16 protein-coding genes are annotated in these 15,303 nt (G+C 38.2%); 13 read left to right on the top strand and 3 right to left on the bottom strand.

The genetic code is table 11. The features are described from left to right. Positions 1-249 precede the first annotated feature (249 nt). Entirely contained in the window at positions 250-1,020 is a 771-nt protein-coding gene (locus tag AB1471_RS01325; protein ID WP_367777719.1) for a DUF1189 domain-containing protein, read from the bottom strand. 259 nt (positions 1,021-1,279) lie between these two features. Between AB1471_RS01325 and AB1471_RS01320 the strand changes: the two genes are divergently transcribed. The 9 genes from AB1471_RS01320 (at position 1,280) to phoU (ending at position 11,420) form a co-directional block, all read left to right on the top strand. Further along, a complete protein-coding gene (locus AB1471_RS01320; protein WP_367777718.1) occupies positions 1,280-2,911 on the top strand; it encodes a Na/Pi cotransporter family protein in 1,632 nt (543 codons plus the stop codon). A 122-nt stretch (positions 2,912-3,033) separates the two neighbouring features. After that, complete coding sequence (locus tag AB1471_RS01315) at positions 3,034-3,516, top strand: DUF456 domain-containing protein (protein WP_367777717.1); 483 nt, start codon at positions 3,034-3,036, stop codon at positions 3,514-3,516. A gap of 156 nt (positions 3,517-3,672) precedes the next feature. Next, on the top strand, positions 3,673-4,281 hold the full coding sequence (locus AB1471_RS01310) for a superoxide dismutase (protein ID WP_367777715.1): 609 nt from the start codon (positions 3,673-3,675) through the stop codon (positions 4,279-4,281). A gap of 342 nt (positions 4,282-4,623) precedes the next feature. Further along, on the top strand, positions 4,624-6,705 hold the full coding sequence (locus tag AB1471_RS01305; protein WP_437342318.1) for a peptidoglycan D,D-transpeptidase FtsI family protein: 2,082 nt from the start codon (positions 4,624-4,626) through the stop codon (positions 6,703-6,705). A gap of 301 nt (positions 6,706-7,006) precedes the next feature. Beyond that, a complete protein-coding gene (locus AB1471_RS01300) occupies positions 7,007-7,969 on the top strand; it encodes a PstS family phosphate ABC transporter substrate-binding protein (RefSeq protein WP_367777713.1) in 963 nt (320 codons plus the stop codon). Positions 7,970-8,053: 84 nt separating this feature from the next. Further along, positions 8,054-8,998, top strand: a complete 945-nt coding sequence (gene pstC / locus AB1471_RS01295) for a phosphate ABC transporter permease subunit PstC (protein ID WP_367777712.1) — start codon at positions 8,054-8,056, stop codon at positions 8,996-8,998. Between the two features lie 2 nt (positions 8,999-9,000). Next, on the top strand, positions 9,001-9,879 hold the full coding sequence (pstA, locus tag AB1471_RS01290) for a phosphate ABC transporter permease PstA (RefSeq protein ID WP_367777711.1): 879 nt from the start codon (positions 9,001-9,003) through the stop codon (positions 9,877-9,879). A 28-nt stretch (positions 9,880-9,907) separates the two neighbouring features. Next, positions 9,908-10,723, top strand: a complete 816-nt coding sequence (gene pstB, locus AB1471_RS01285; protein WP_367777710.1) for a phosphate ABC transporter ATP-binding protein PstB — start codon at positions 9,908-9,910, stop codon at positions 10,721-10,723. 37 nt (positions 10,724-10,760) lie between these two features. Then, positions 10,761-11,420 (top strand): phosphate signaling complex protein PhoU, encoded by a 660-nt coding sequence (gene phoU, locus AB1471_RS01280; RefSeq protein WP_367777708.1) that lies wholly within the window; start codon positions 10,761-10,763, stop codon positions 11,418-11,420. Positions 11,421-11,446: 26 nt separating this feature from the next. On the opposite strand, the gene AB1471_RS01275 is transcribed toward phoU, so the two are convergent. Then, positions 11,447-11,893: a hypothetical protein gene (locus tag AB1471_RS01275; protein WP_367777707.1), complete on the bottom strand. Its 447-nt coding sequence runs from the start codon at positions 11,891-11,893 to the stop codon at positions 11,447-11,449. Positions 11,894-11,902: 9 nt separating this feature from the next. Beyond that, a complete protein-coding gene (locus AB1471_RS01270) occupies positions 11,903-12,271 on the bottom strand; it encodes a hypothetical protein (protein WP_367777706.1) in 369 nt (122 codons plus the stop codon). Positions 12,272-12,498: 227 nt separating this feature from the next. On the opposite strand from AB1471_RS01270, the gene rpmG reads away from it, so the two are divergent. The 4 genes from rpmG (at position 12,499) to AB1471_RS01250 (ending at position 15,289) form a co-directional block, all read left to right on the top strand. After that, entirely contained in the window at positions 12,499-12,648 is a 150-nt protein-coding gene (gene rpmG / locus AB1471_RS01265) for a 50S ribosomal protein L33 (protein ID WP_041090274.1), read from the top strand. Positions 12,649-12,743: 95 nt separating this feature from the next. Continuing rightward, positions 12,744-13,304 (top strand): 5-formyltetrahydrofolate cyclo-ligase, encoded by a 561-nt coding sequence (locus AB1471_RS01260; protein WP_367777705.1) that lies wholly within the window; start codon positions 12,744-12,746, stop codon positions 13,302-13,304. 102 nt (positions 13,305-13,406) lie between these two features. Beyond that, positions 13,407-14,942 carry a rhomboid family intramembrane serine protease gene (locus tag AB1471_RS01255; RefSeq protein ID WP_367777704.1) on the top strand — a complete coding sequence of 512 codons (1,536 nt, stop codon included), beginning with the start codon at positions 13,407-13,409 and terminating at the stop codon, positions 14,940-14,942. A 143-nt stretch (positions 14,943-15,085) separates the two neighbouring features. Next, positions 15,086-15,289 (top strand): YqgQ family protein, encoded by a 204-nt coding sequence (locus tag AB1471_RS01250; RefSeq protein WP_367777703.1) that lies wholly within the window; start codon positions 15,086-15,088, stop codon positions 15,287-15,289. Positions 15,290-15,303: the final 14 nt, after the last annotated feature.

Below are 15,303 nucleotides of genomic sequence, written 5' to 3'. Positions count from 1 at the left end.
AGCATATGCGAAGAAAATCAACATTAGAATGTTTTTTACATGAATCTTTCCACATAAAAATAATAAAACTTTCTGCTGGACGCGTTTTGTTCCTTCATTTTTAACAAGAAAAGCATCCTGTTGGGTTCAGGATGCTTTCTTGTTGGGTGGTTTGGATGGGTGCTGAGTTCAGTTCAGTTAAAATTAACTAATGGAGCTAGCTAGTTAAAGTGGTTTTTGTTCATTAAAGAACGCATCCTGATTTCAATTTCAAGATGCGTTTGTTCGAGGTTTTCTCGAAGGAATTTCTTTAATAGCTAAGTGAAGCATGATGCTTGTGACCAGCCAATTTACAAAGTTTGCAGCTGGAATGGTTGAACCAATAATACCAACAATCATAAAGAACACCGTTGATAGGACCACACTGTAGGCTGCTATACGGAAGCTATGACGATAGGTGAGTTTTTTTTCAAGCAAGTTGGCAAATAATAAACCAATAGCGGCAAAGATCGCCACCTTCAAAAACATCAATGCAGATGAAAAAACGTACATGACAAAAAAGATAAGGGTAAAGATGATCACCTTAGCACCATTAAGAGAGGCAAGTAAAGATGAAATATCGTCTGAGTTAAAAGTCGCACTACTGAACATGGAATAAGGGTATTGTTGACCTGCCACCACCACTTCATTTTGAAGAAGTGCAACGGTATTGAATTGATTTCTAAAATTTTCTGGTTGTAGTTCTCCACTGTCATCTACAATTACTGTGAAATCTGAATGATTTACTTTTACAGGTTCATTACTTGAAGAAATGAGTGCACCATCTTGAACCTCGAAAGTGGGCAGTTTACTTTGTATAATTTCTTGACCTTGAGTGAAAATAGAATTACCTATTTGTGTCACTTTAATAGCAGTTGGGATGAGTGAAAGAAGTATTAATATAAATAGAAAGAGTATGGTTTTACCGATTCCCTGAAATCGAAAACGGGCAATATCTTTTGGTGAGTACAAGCTTTTCCACAACTGTTTAAATACGTCCATGCAGCGTGAATCCTCCTAAGAACAATAAATTTACTTTCCTCTTTCATTGTACTTCTCTAATCAGCTAACAGACAAGGAAAACGCATGGATTAATGAGCTGAATATTTAATCTTTTGTCATCTGTTTGTAACATAACGCACTGAATATTAACCGATTGTAAAATTTCGCATTTAACTCTTTACTTAACGATAGAAAGATTTAATAATTGTAGAGGGTTTTCACGAAATGTGTCTAAATTTGTTTAACAGGGGTTGAAATAATGGAAGTTAACTGGCAGGAAGTGTTCTTTCAATTTATTGGAGGACTCGGAATCTTTCTCTTCGGTCTTAAATATATGGGAGATGGTCTCCAAAAGTCTGCGGGTGATCGTTTAAGAGAGATTCTTGATCGCTTCACGACCAATCCGTTCATGGGAGTTTTAGCAGGTATATTTGTAACGGTTCTTTTACAAACAAGTACAGGTACGACTGTTATTACTATAGGATTAGTAAGTGCGGGGTTTATGACACTTAGACAAGCAATTGGTGTCATTATGGGTGCTAATATTGGTACAACTGTTACAGCTTTTATTATCGGTATTAATATTGGAGAATACGCTTTGCCGATTGCCGCTTTAGGCGCATTCCTTTTATTTTTTATTAAAAAGAATAAAATAAATAATTTCGGTCAAATTATTTTTGGCTTCGGTTTATTATTTTATGGTTTAGAACTTATGAGTGATGGGATGAAGCCACTTCGAGAACTACAATCTTTCATTGATCTAACGCAAAGCATGAGTGACATTCCTGTGTTAGGTGTAATTGTTGGGACGCTTTTCACCATGATCGTACAGAGTTCCAGTGCAACGATTGGGGTACTCCAAGGGTTATATTCTGAAGATTTAATCACGCTACAGGCAGCGATTCCGGTGTTATTTGGAGATAACATTGGTACAACCATTACAGCAGTATTAGCTGCGATTGGAGCTTCAGTTGCTGCGAAAAGAGCGGCAGCAGTCCATGTTTTGTTTAATATAATTGGAACACTCATCTTTGTCATTCTACTTGTTCCATTTACACGATTAATTGTTTGGTTTGATCAATTTCTAAATTTAGAACCGGCCATGCAAATCGCTTTTGCACACGGTACGTTTAACATTTCAAATACCATCATTCAATTTCCGTTCATCGCAGTATTAGCGGTTGTTGTTACGAAATTGGTACCGGGAAAAGATGTTGTGCTTGAATTTAAGCCTAAGCATTTGGATCCGCATTTTATTGAACAATCACCATCAATCGCGCTTGGGCAAGCAAAAGAAGAAGTACTACGTATGGGTTCATTTGCCGTCCAAGGATTGAATGAGACATTTGACTATTTAAAAACGAAGAATACAAAAAAAGCTGAATTAGGGTATCAAGTAGAAGACGCAATAAATAATCTTGATAGTAAAATCACCGATTACCTTGTGACGCTTTCAGGATCTTCCCTATCTGCGATTGAATCCGAACGCCATTCAAATTTGATGGACACGGTTCGTGACATTGAACGAATTGGAGATCATTTTGAAAACATTATTGAGCTTGTTGATTATCAGCTTGCCAATAAAGTTAAGATGACAAGTGAGGCAATGGACGATTTAACCGAAATGTTCACGTTAGCAATTGACGCTGTATCAAAATCGATTGAAGCACTTGATCAAAATGATCAGGAAATTGCCAGGGACGTTGCACAAAAAGAAGATTTAATTGATAAATTGGAACGTAAATTCCGTAAAAGGCATATTATTCGTTTGAACGAAGGACAATGCACGGCACAATCTGGAATCGTGTTCGTAGATATTGTCAGCAACCTTGAGCGAATTGGTGACCATGCAGTAAATATTGCTGAGGCAGTATTAGGGTTACGAAAATAATAAATGGGAGAGGGACCTTTTGGGTGCCTCTCTTTTTGTATAACTTAAGATGAGATGTAGATAGATAAGGTGAATAATTTTTGGTATGATGAGGAAAAAAGTGGGGAGTAGGAAAGGGAACTGTGGAGACATTTTACTGGATTGTTATTTCAATTGTTTTTCTTATCGCATTCATCGGATTGATTTATCCGATTATCCCAAGTGTATTATTTATTATTGTTGGGTTTTTATTGTATGGAGTTCTTTTTTCTTTCGATCCTTTCAATTGGTTTTTTTGGATGGTGCAAATCCTCTTGGTTATCCTTCTATTTGGCGCTGATTATGTATCTAATTTATTTGGTGTAAAGCGCTTCGGAGGATCCAACGCTGGTATAGTGGGAAGCACCATTGGCTTATTAGTTGGTCCGTTTGTGATTCCGCTTTTTGGTATCCTTCTTGGTCCTTTTCTTGGTGCTGTGATCGGAGAATGGCTCGTTAACCGTACACCTATTAAGCAAGCAATTAAAATTGGCTTTGGTTCTCTCCTCGGGTTTGTCACCTCGATTATTACGAAAGGTGCAGTCCAGCTTGTTATGATCGTAATCTTTTTGTTCTTTGTATTTTAAATGATTCATGATTCCAGTAAATTAATACGAATCTAAATTTATCAAGCTAGCAAACAAATCTATTGATGCTTTGCTGAGTATTTGGTACGCTACTATAGAAATGATGAATCGTTAAATCGTCGATTCAAACAAACTTACATAGGGAGGAATTTAATCATGGGATTTACTTTACCAGAACTACCGTATTCATATGACGCACTAGAACCGCATTTCGACAAGGACACCATGAATATCCACCACACGAAACATCACAACACATATGTCACGAAATTAAATGACGCGCTTCAAGGTCATGACGGTCTTCAATCTAAAACAATCGATGAGCTAGTAGCTGGCTTAAACAGCGTACCAGAATCAATTCGTCCAGCCGTTCGTAACAATGGCGGTGGACATGCGAACCATTCATTTTTCTGGAACATCCTTTCACCAAACGGTGGTGGAGAGCCAAGCGGCGAGCTTGCTACGGCAATCAACGATAAATTCGGTAGCTTTGAAAAATTCAAAGAAGAATTTGCTGCAGCTGGAGCAGGTCGATTCGGTTCTGGTTGGGCATGGCTAGTTGTTAACAACGGTCAGCTTGAAATTACAAGCACGCCAAACCAAGATTCTCCAATAACAGAAGGTAAAACGCCAATTGTGGGTCTTGATGTTTGGGAGCACGCTTATTACCTTAAATATCAAAACAAACGTCCAGATTATATCAATGCTTTTTGGAGCGTTGTTGACTGGAATGTAGTTGAAAAGCTTTACGTTGGAGCTAAATAACTCCCGTTCTTAAGAGCCCATGTACAATTGTGCGTGGGCTCTTTTTTACGTGATACGGTTGGATTTTTATTAATCGAGAAGAAGTAAAAATGACTTTCATTATTTCATATTTTGTAAGAGAACTATTTTCCTGTATAATTAAGATAGAAGAAACTTTGTAAAAGTAGCATGGAAAAAACGCTAGTGTGAAAAAGGACCATTCTACTATAGAAACCATCGTTAATGTTCTATAGTATCGAGTATAAGAATTCTTACGTCTAGAAAGGAAGAACGCGATTGAATAAAAACGCAGTACGCTCCAAAAAAGAAAAAAAATCAAAAAAGAATCATGTGTCATCAAGAATGAACGTGCTCTTTTTTGCCATATTTTTATTGTTCTCATCCCTTATTTTGAGGTTAGGATTTGTTCAAATTGTAGATGGAGAAACACATGCAAGAGAGGTCGAGCGAACGGAAGAAGTAGTCGTAAATACAAGTATTCCTCGAGGTAAGATATTTGATCGTAATGGGAATATCGTTGTCGATAATGAGCCAGTTAATGCCATTATTTATACTAGGACACAACAAGACACACCAGAAGATATGGTAGACCTAGCAGAAAAGTTGGCTGATCTTATTACAATGGACACTGAGAAGCTGAGGGACCGTGATAAACAGGACTTTTGGAGACTACTAAATGAAGACCTGGCACAAGAGAAGATAACAGATGAAGAGAAAGAAGACCTAAAAGGAGAACTTGAGGAAGAAGAATACGATGACGAAATCCGTGACCGAATTCGTGAGCGTATTACTGAAGAAGAACTTAATACTCTAGATCTAGAAACTCTAGCGATCTACAGCGAAATGCAAAAAGGTTCCAATTTGTCCCCTCAAATGATTAAAAACGAAAATGTTACAGACGAAGAAATTGCAAAAGTAGATGAACGGTTAGATTCTCTTCCAGGTGTCAATACCATGGTTGATTGGAAACGCGACTATCGCTATGAGGGTGTATTCAAATCAGCGTTAGGTAAAGTCGGTTCCATTCCTGAAGAACAAATTGACGCGTATCTTTCAAAAGGCTATTCGAGAGATGATCGAGTGGGGACGAGCTTCTTAGAGCTTCAATATGAACCCATCTTGCAAGGTCAAAAATCTAAAGATAAAACGATCACTGATAAAGCTGGGAATGTAATCGATCAAGAGACAATCGCAGAAGGTGAGCGTGGAAATGATTTAGTTCTTTCTATTGATATGGAATTACAGGCTGAGGTTGAAGAAATCGTAGAAGGCTATTTGTGGGATCTGAAGACCGGTTCTGGAAGTGGTTCTCGTCCATTACTTGACCGGGCATTTGTTGTGATGATGGATCCGAAAACTGGAGAAGTTTTATCGATGGTTGGTAAACAATATGTTAATGAGGAGAATGGACCTGAAATCCTTGATTATACTATCGGTGCATTTACAGATGCTTATGAAGCAGGTTCTTCTGTTAAAGGAGCAACGGTCTTATCTGGATACCAGGATGAGATTATTAAGGTTGGTGGGTCGTTATATGACGAACCCATAAAGATAGCAGAAACTCCAGAAAAAAGTTCATGGTTTTATCCTGGGGAGTCTCCCAAAATGTATACTGATTTGAAGGCATTAGAAAAATCCTCAAACGGATTTATGTTTAAGATTGCAATAGATATGGCCGGTGCAACATATGAACGTGAAAAACCAATTGATATCCCAACTTCCGCATTTAACAAAATGAGAAATTACTTCGGTCAGTTTGGATTAGGTGTTGAAACGCAAATCGATCTACCTAGAGAAAGCATAGGGGTTCAAACCAATGATGTAGATCGACTAATACCAGGTAAGCTTCTCGATTTATCTATCGGTCAGTTTGATACGTACACAACCATGCAACTGGCTCAATATGTATCTACCATTGCCAATGGAGGGTATCGCATCGCGCCAACAATCGTAAAGGAAATTAGAGAACCAAGTAAAGACAAAGATACGTTGGGTCCCTTGTTACAAGATATGAAACCTGAAGTGTTAAACAAGGTGGACAATACGAAAGAAGAAATCGATCATGTGAAGCAAGGTTTTTATGATGTTTTTCATGGTTCAGATGGTACGGGGTCAAGAAATTTTAGAGACAAAGACTATGTAGCTGCTGGTAAGACGGGAACGGCAGAGGCTGTTATAGTTAAAGATGGTAATGTGTATGAGGTGATTAATTCTTCTGCGGTTGGATATGCACCAGCTTCACAACCAGAAGTAGCTTTTTCCGTATTAGTTCCTGCGGCATATATGGACGAAGCATCTCAAAGTGGACGTGATGACGCAGGTCAAAATATTGGAGAACTAGTAGTCGACAAGTATTTCGAACTACGTGAAAAACGCATGAATGAAGATGAAGCAGCAGACGTTGAAGAGGATGCAGGAAACTAAAAATAGTAGAAAAAAGCTAGATTCCACCACGGAATCTAGCTTTTTTTAGTCTAAAAATGACTTTTCATTTAGGTTTTTTGTTCTATAAATGGTTTTATTTGTCAAAGTAGACGTTTTCACCACACCATGAAACGGTCTAAACTAAGAAGTCCGTTGAAGAATCTCCCTCACCAAGACATTTTGATCACCCACATGGCATGATTTACAAAACCTTTACACGTTATTTATATGAGGTTAATAGTCTCTGTGTAACCTTATAGCTGTAAGACAAATCAACCAACTCTTTAGGAGGAATGACAGAATGAGAAGTGTTAAGTACTTGGCAATGACCACGATGCTTGGATCCGCACTATTTTTAGCAGCTTGTGGTGGAGGTGACGAATCTGCGAATGGATCAAATGCAGAGGGGACAGATCGTTCATCTACACTTGAAGGTCAAGTACGAGGAGACGGTTCCGCGACTGTGGCACCAATTATGGAAGCAATTGTTGAAGAATATAATGGTGTACAGCCTAAAGTTCAAGTTTCAAATGGTGTGTCTGGAACAGGGGGTGGATTTGAAAAGTTCATCGCTGGTGAGACGGATTTCTCAAATGCATCTCGTCCCATAAAAGAAGAAGAAGCAGCTGCGCTTACAGAGGCAGGGATCGAGTACACAGAACTTGAACTTGGTTATGACGGACTTTCCGTTGTTGTCAGTAAAGAAAATGACTGGGTTGATTACTTAACTGTTGATGAATTAAAAGCAATGTGGATAGAAGATGGTTCTGAGAAAACATGGGCTGACATTCGTGACGGATGGCCTGAAGAACCAATCGAGTATTACTCCCCAACTACAGATCATGGAACGTATGACTACTTCAATGAAGTCATTCTTGAAGATGAAGACATCGTCCGCTCAGCAACACTTTCTGAAAATAACGTTCTTGTTCAAGGCGTAATGGGTTCTCCTAATGCAATTGGCTACTTTGGTTATGCATACTACGTTGAAAACCAAGGCACATTGAAAGTGATTCCGATTGATGACGGCGAAGGTCCGATTGAACCAAATAAAGAAACAATCGAATCTGGAGAATATGCACCACTTTCACGTCCGATGTTCACTTACGTAAGAAATGACGCAATTGGGGAAAATGCAGCGATGGCTGACTTTATCACTTTCGCAATTACAAATGCAGGTGATTTATCTGAAGCAGTTGGTTACGTACGAGCTCCTCAAGCTGTTTATGACAATGATATGGAAAAAATTGACGCATTAAAATAAGGGAATCGTTTGGTAGTGAGAGGGGAGCGTGTAGATTACGCTTCTGCTCTCATTATGTTTGTGGATTAAGGGAGGGTTTTTGCAATGTCTATGACGGAACCAAAAGGAACAGTATCAGTACAAGAGTTGATTGCTAAAAAAAGCAATCGCGGTCTCTTGGCTTTTTTAGACAAATGGATGCCCAAAATACTTTTCGCTATTGCAGCAGTATCTGTGTTAACGACGATTGGAATCTTGGCAACATTGGTCGTTGAAACGTATATCTTTTTTACACACGTATCTGTGTTTGAATATATTTTTGGAACCGAATGGTATCCTTTTGCGAATTCACCATCTTATGGGGTCTTACCACTCGTTGTAGGTACTTTGAAAATAACCGGGATTGCCATTGCAGTGGCAGTACCAGTCGGAATTGGAACAGCCATTTATTTGAGTGAGTATGCGAGTGAACGAATGAGAAGGATAATCAAGCCTGTACTTGAAGTATTAGCAGGTGTTCCTACAATCGTTTACGGATTTTTTGCCTTAACGTTTGTTACACCGATATTGAGATCTGTATTTCCTGAAATAAGTATATTTAATGCGTTGAGCCCTGGAATCGTCGTGGGAATAATGATTATTCCAATGATCGCATCATTATCTGAAGATGCCATGACTTCTGTTCCTAGTTCAATGAGAGAAGGAGCTTATGCATTAGGGGCAACGAAGTTTGAAGTAGCGTTGAAAATTGTTTTACCTGCTGCTATATCTGGGATTGTTGCATCTACCGTACTTGCGATTTCACGAGCCATTGGAGAAACCATGATTGTGGCTGTTGCTGCTGGATCGACTCCAGGTTTTGATTGGGACATGACGGGTTCCATTCAGACGATGACAGCTTATATTGTTCAAGCAACCACCGGTGATGCCGGATATGGAACAACCAATTACTACAGCATTTATGCTGTCGGATTCACCTTGTTCCTATTCACGCTTGTTATGAATATGTTTGCACAATATATTTCCAAGCGCTTTAGAGAGGAGTACTAGAGATGAAATATATAGATCACCAATCTGTCGCGGCCAATACAAAGTCTAGAATCGCGAAAAACCTAGTCTTAAAAGGGGTATTTTTTGCCGCGACGATGTTTGGGTTGATTGTACTGGCCATTTTGCTTTATCGTGTCATCACTCAAGGAAGTGGCTATTTAAGTGTTGAGTTCTTTTTAAACTTTGCTTCACGTATTCCAGAGCAATCTGGTATTAAAGCAGCGATTGTCGGCTCGATTTATCTAATGTTGGTTGTTGCACCTGTATCCATTTTTTTAGGTGTTGGCACGGCCATTTATTTAGAAGAATACGCAAAGAAAAGCAAAGGGTCAACGTTTATTAAAATCAATATTTCCAATTTAGCAGGGGTACCATCTGTGGTGTTTGGGTTACTTGGATTAACCATTTTTGTTCGTTATTTTGGATTGGGAATTTCTATTTTAGCTGCTGGTTTAACGATGAGCCTGCTTATTTTGCCTATTATTATTGTTGCATCACAAGAAGCAGTTCGTGCTGTACCGAAAGAATTGCGTGAAGCATCTTATGCAATGGGCGCAACAAAATGGCAAACCATTCTACGTGTCGTGCTACCAGCATCTATTCCAGGCATTTTAACAGGGAGTATCTTAGCGCTATCGCGTGCGATTGGTGAAACTGCACCGCTTGTCGTGCTTGGAATTCCAACCGTACTAATGTTTACTCCGGACGGGTTTTTGAGTACATTTACCGCATTACCAATGCAAATCTATGATTGGACATTACGTCCACAGGTTGCTTTTCATCATGCAGCCGCCGCGGGGATCATTGTATTGATGGCACTGCTAATTTTCATGAATTCAATTGCTGTATTTATTCGCAATAAATATCAAAAGAGATGGTAACGTTTAATGCTGAAGGGAGTTTTTCATTATGACAACTACTGTTCTAAATAAAGTCGAAATTCCAGCACAACAAACACAAACGACTGAAAAATCGTCCGTCTATAAAACAAATCAGCTCAACCTATGGTACGGTACGAATCACGCTTTAAAAAATATCGATCTTGATATAAAAGAAAATGAAGTAACAGCGATCATTGGACCATCTGGTTGTGGAAAATCAACGTATATTAAAACATTGAATCGAATGATTGAAACCATTCCTTCTGTTAAAACTTCAGGAGAAATTAACTACCGTGGACGCAATATCTTCAATAAGGATTATCAAGTGGAAGAGCTACGTACAAAGGTAGGGATGGTATTTCAAAAACCGAACCCATTTCCAAAATCTATTTATGACAACGTTGCTTATGGTCCAAGAATCCATGGCGTTAAAAACAAGAAGATTTTAGATCAAATTGTTGAAAAGAGTTTGCGAGGAGCAGCGATTTGGGAAGAAGTAAAAGATCGCCTAAATGAAAATGCTTATGGTCTTTCAGGAGGACAACAGCAACGTATTTGTATCGCACGCTGTTTAGCGATTGAGCCAGATGTCATTTTGATGGATGAACCGACGTCAGCTCTTGACCCAATCTCAACACTTAAAGTAGAAGAGCTTGTGCAGGAACTTAAATCATCGTACAGCATCATTATCGTGACACATAACATGCAGCAAGCCGCACGTATTTCAGACAAAACGGCATTCTTTTTACACGGAGAAGTAGTGGAGTATGACACGACAGACAAAATTTTTTCAAATCCATCAGATAAGCGTACGGAAGATTACATTTCTGGACGATTCGGATAATAAACTAGTTGTTGAGACGAAGTAGGAGGGGAAACGAATGTCAGTACGTGAAAAGTATGAAGCGGATTTACAAGGATTAAATGACAAGCTGATTGAGCTTGGTGAGTTTACACAGGGAGCGTTCGATCGTTCACTACAAGCACTTGAAAATCAAAATATAAATGATTCATTAGCGATTATGGATGAAGATATTAAAGCAAATCGTTTAGAAGAAGAGATCAATGATCAAGCAATCTTGTTAATTGCCAAACAGCAACCAGTGGCAATGGACTTAAGGCGTGTCATTGTGGCGATCAAAATAGCAGCTGATTTAGAAAGAATTGCTGATTTTGCTGTTAACATTGCAAAATCAACCATACGAATAGGCAATGATCCTTTTGTAAAATCAATTAAAAACATTAAATTGATGCATACGAAAACATCCGAAATGATTGGGCTTGTTCTTGAGGCTTTCACCGATGAAGATGTAGTGAAAGCAAAAAGAATCGCTGAACTTGATGATACGATTGATGCTATTTATGGACAAACCATTCAAGAACTATTGAGCATAAGTGCAAAAAGTCCAGATAAGTTATCTCAAATTACACAGCTTTCGTTTATTTGCCGCTACCTAGAGCGAGCAGCAGATCATGTAACAAACATCTCTGAGAATATTTTCTATCTCGTTAAAGGAACGCGTTACGATATGAATAAATAAGAAAAAGAGCTGTCGTCAGCTCTTTTTTATTGTCTTGTAATCAAGGCAGCGATTTCTTCAATGCTCTGAGTAGAATTAAGGTCATATTCTCCCGTTTGAATGTTATTGGTTAATCCTTGGTCAGCAAGGTAATTATTCAACGCATTTGCATCTGTGATAATATCTTTTTGAACGAGTTGTTCGCTAATTTCGGGGGAGGTCATGCCTGGTTCGATGACCAAGATGAATCGTGTCATGATCTCTGTTTCAGTGTGATCTGCTACGCCCGAAACCTGTTGTGCTGAATTATTTTCCCATTGATCTATACTGGCTTGTAGCTCATCACGTTCTTTTCTTATTTGTGTGACCAGGTCTGAATCCTGGTCTTGATCTGCTGTGCCCGTGCTTTTAGAGGTGAAATGATCCACCGTCAGCATAACTAGTGCTGATAAAACCATACCGGCTGCTAGCGCGCGTAATGTGCGTCGATCCATTTACATCCCTCACGATCGTGTTTTAATGATATTGTTCACGTCTTCTTTTGATAACGAAGATCGTGTGACGATTTGATCAATGGAAAAACCTTGTTTATGTAAAGACAGAACTTGATTTAAAATAATTTCATTAACAGGTTTTTTGCTTTTGGGCTTCACGTTCGTACCTATTTTATGTGAAGTCAATAATGGTGTATCAACCATTATTTCTTCTTCTACAATTTTTACACGCTTTTTAAGCTGGTAAAGCTCTTGATATAAATCCATCGATACATCTTCAATTTCTTGCTGATTCACTTTGGAACGATCTTTAAAAAAGAAAGACAAGATAAAAAGAAAAATTGCTAATCCGCTAACGATCATTGCTGCTAATTCCACTATAATCACCTCCTACATGATACGTTCATTTATTGTACCATGTTGACTGCTATAGAAGAATGATTGGAAAAGTAAAACTACACGTGAAACCAGGGTAGAACGAGATCGTAAAAAAAATGTAAGATCAATCATTTCAGTATAGATTTTTTATTGAAGTAATGGTATTATTGAAAAGTCGTATGAAGTCGAATAGCTAATTTGTATTTGAATGTTTGGAGGGATAAGACATGCGTGTAAACATTACACTTGCTTGCACTGAGACTGGTGATCGTAACTATATCACTACTAAGAACAAGCGTAATAACCCAGACCGTATTGAATTAAAAAAATATTGTCCACGTTTGAAGAAAGTGACTCTTCACCGCGAGACTAAATAATGTTTTAATCGCCAGAAATGTTGTGTTCAACGTTTCTGGCATTTTTATTTTAACGTGTATACATAAAATACTTCATATAAAGGCGGTTGAATAGCTTGAATAAAAAAGAATATCGTAAAAAAATTCATCTTGTTTTAAACGAATTGAGCGAACGCCAGATGATTGAAAAATCTTCAAACATTCAACACATGCTTTTTACTTCGGAGCAGTGGAAGCAATCAACTGTCGTTGGAGTGACTGTTTCTCGATTTCCAGAGGTTGATACACACAAAATTATCGAACGAGCATGGGATGAAGGGAAAAAGGTAGTGGTACCACGTTGTATTCCACAAAATCACCATATGGAGTTTTATGAGATCCATTCATTTAATGATGTAGAAGAGTCTTTTTTTGGTCTTTTAGAACCATTAGAGTCACTTGCAAAAATTTCACCAAACGACATTGATTTAATGATCGTACCAGGTCTTCTTTATTCAAAGAATGGCTACCGTATAGGCTTTGGTGGAGGTTATTATGATCGCTATTTAGCTCATTATTCTGGTGTAACTCTTTCACTCTGCTTTGATGAGCAACTAGTTGAAAACGTTCCCACTGACACTTTTGATATTGCTGTTCATCATATCATTGGTGAAGGATGGCTTCTTGAAATCATATAAGGTTAAAATAAGCGGAACGATTCAACCATTCGACTGGACTTCATTTTAGGTTTTTCGCTATAGTTACTAATGACAAAGTTAATATAGAAAGAAGTGAACGTGATGACGACTCGAGTAGATTATTTATATTGGGCAGTTGCTCACGATTTAATTGTACATAGAGATTATCGTTTGTTTAAACTTTCACCATCTCATAATGAAATGTGGCTTGAAGGTGGTACAAAAAAAAATCAGAAGGTGATCAGACTAGTTCGGGTAGATCTTGATTGGGGCAATCACATGCAACGAGATTTGGATCGTATTGCATCAATTGGGGATCAGTTAAGGAAAAAAGTGCAAAAACGTCACCTAACGATAGAGAATATTTATTTTTCTACAAACGCTCCAGTCGATGATTATGAATTTCTATTAGAAAAGCCAATCCACTCTGGCAAGAATAAACAAACAGTCATTCATTCGACATTGATTGAAGATCAGACGGATTGGAATCGATTAGATCCCAATCATCCGTTCGTATCTATTACTATGAACGAACCACTCAGTGACATTTATAACGAAGAAGAGATTGAAGAGCGTAAACGACGTGCGCTGTCACATGCAAATGAATCGAATAAAAAGGAACAGCAACTATTTAATGCAGCTACACCTTTTTTTACCTATGTATTTATCGTCATCCAACTTGCTATGTTTTACGTGCTTGAAAAAAATGGTGGCAGTACAGATCCACAAGTACTTATAGAATATGGTGCAAAATACAACCCGGGGATTGAAGCGGGGGAATGGTGGCGTTTTTTCACTCCAATGGTGCTCCACATTGGGTTCCTACATTTATTCATGAACACATTTGCCCTCTTCTATTTAGGCCCTTTAATTGAACGAATATTCGGGCGTAGTAGATTTTTATTCATTTATTTATTTGCAGGTTTTGTGGGTTCGTTAATGAGTTTTGTTTTTACATACAATATTTCAGCTGGAGCGAGTGGTGCGATCTTTGGTTGTTTTGGTGCCCTCTTATATTTTGGTGTACGATATCCTAAGCTGTTTTTCAGAACGATGGGAATGAATGTACTTGTTGTCATAGGAATCAATGTCGTGTTTGGTTTTTCAGTTCCCGGAATTGATAATGCTGGGCATTTGGGTGGACTTGCTGGGGGCTTTTTGGCTGCGGGTATTGTTTCTTTTCCAAAGCAAAAAGGATCTGTTAAACAGTTATCATTTTCACTCGTTGCTATCTGTTTTGTTGTTCTCTCACTATTTTTTGGTTTCAACGGAGGATTTGATAGTACGAACCCAATGGCTGTTAATACAGTCGCGCAAGAATCGATTCAAAATGGTGAGTACGATATAGCTTATGATCTCTTGACTGAGTTAAATGAAAACGGAGAAGCCACAGAAGAAACCTATTTTCTTTTATCGTTTATTGAAATCAATGAACTGCGGTATGACGAAGGTAAATTAAATCTAGAAAAAGCGATTGAAATACGTGAAGACTTTCATGAAGCACATTTTAACTTAGCACTCGTATATATAGAGATAGGGAACATAGAAGAAGCGAAAAAACACGCAGAAAAAGCGCTCGAACTTGATCAAGATAACGAACCATACCAACAACTTGTTCAGGAACTGGATGCTCAATAATGGATAGGAATCTAACCTCTAAGGGTCAACGAAGTGCAGGTCGTCTTATGCCTTAGCTGAACGAGCCACTTGTTCTTGAGCATGGAACTTAATTCACTTATACTTGTAAAAAGATATGTATAGTAAATTGGAGGTCATCTGACATGACATTAACAACAGTTTTTGATGTTCAGCAATTATTAAAGCGCTTTGGTATATTTGTCTATGTAGGTGACCGTGCAACAAATTTGGACATGATGGAGCTTGAAATAAGAGATCTTTATCAGTCGCAATTGATCGATTCAATCGAATATCAAACAGCTATTCTACTTTTGAGAAGAGAAATCGGAGAAGAAAAACAAAAATAGATGGATAGGTGAGA

Source organism: Jeotgalibacillus marinus (genome assembly GCF_040801915.1).
In the GTDB taxonomy this organism is placed as follows: Bacteria; Bacillota; Bacilli; order Bacillales; family Jeotgalibacillaceae; genus Jeotgalibacillus; species Jeotgalibacillus marinus.
This window is presented reverse-complemented; position numbering and strand designations above follow the sequence as displayed.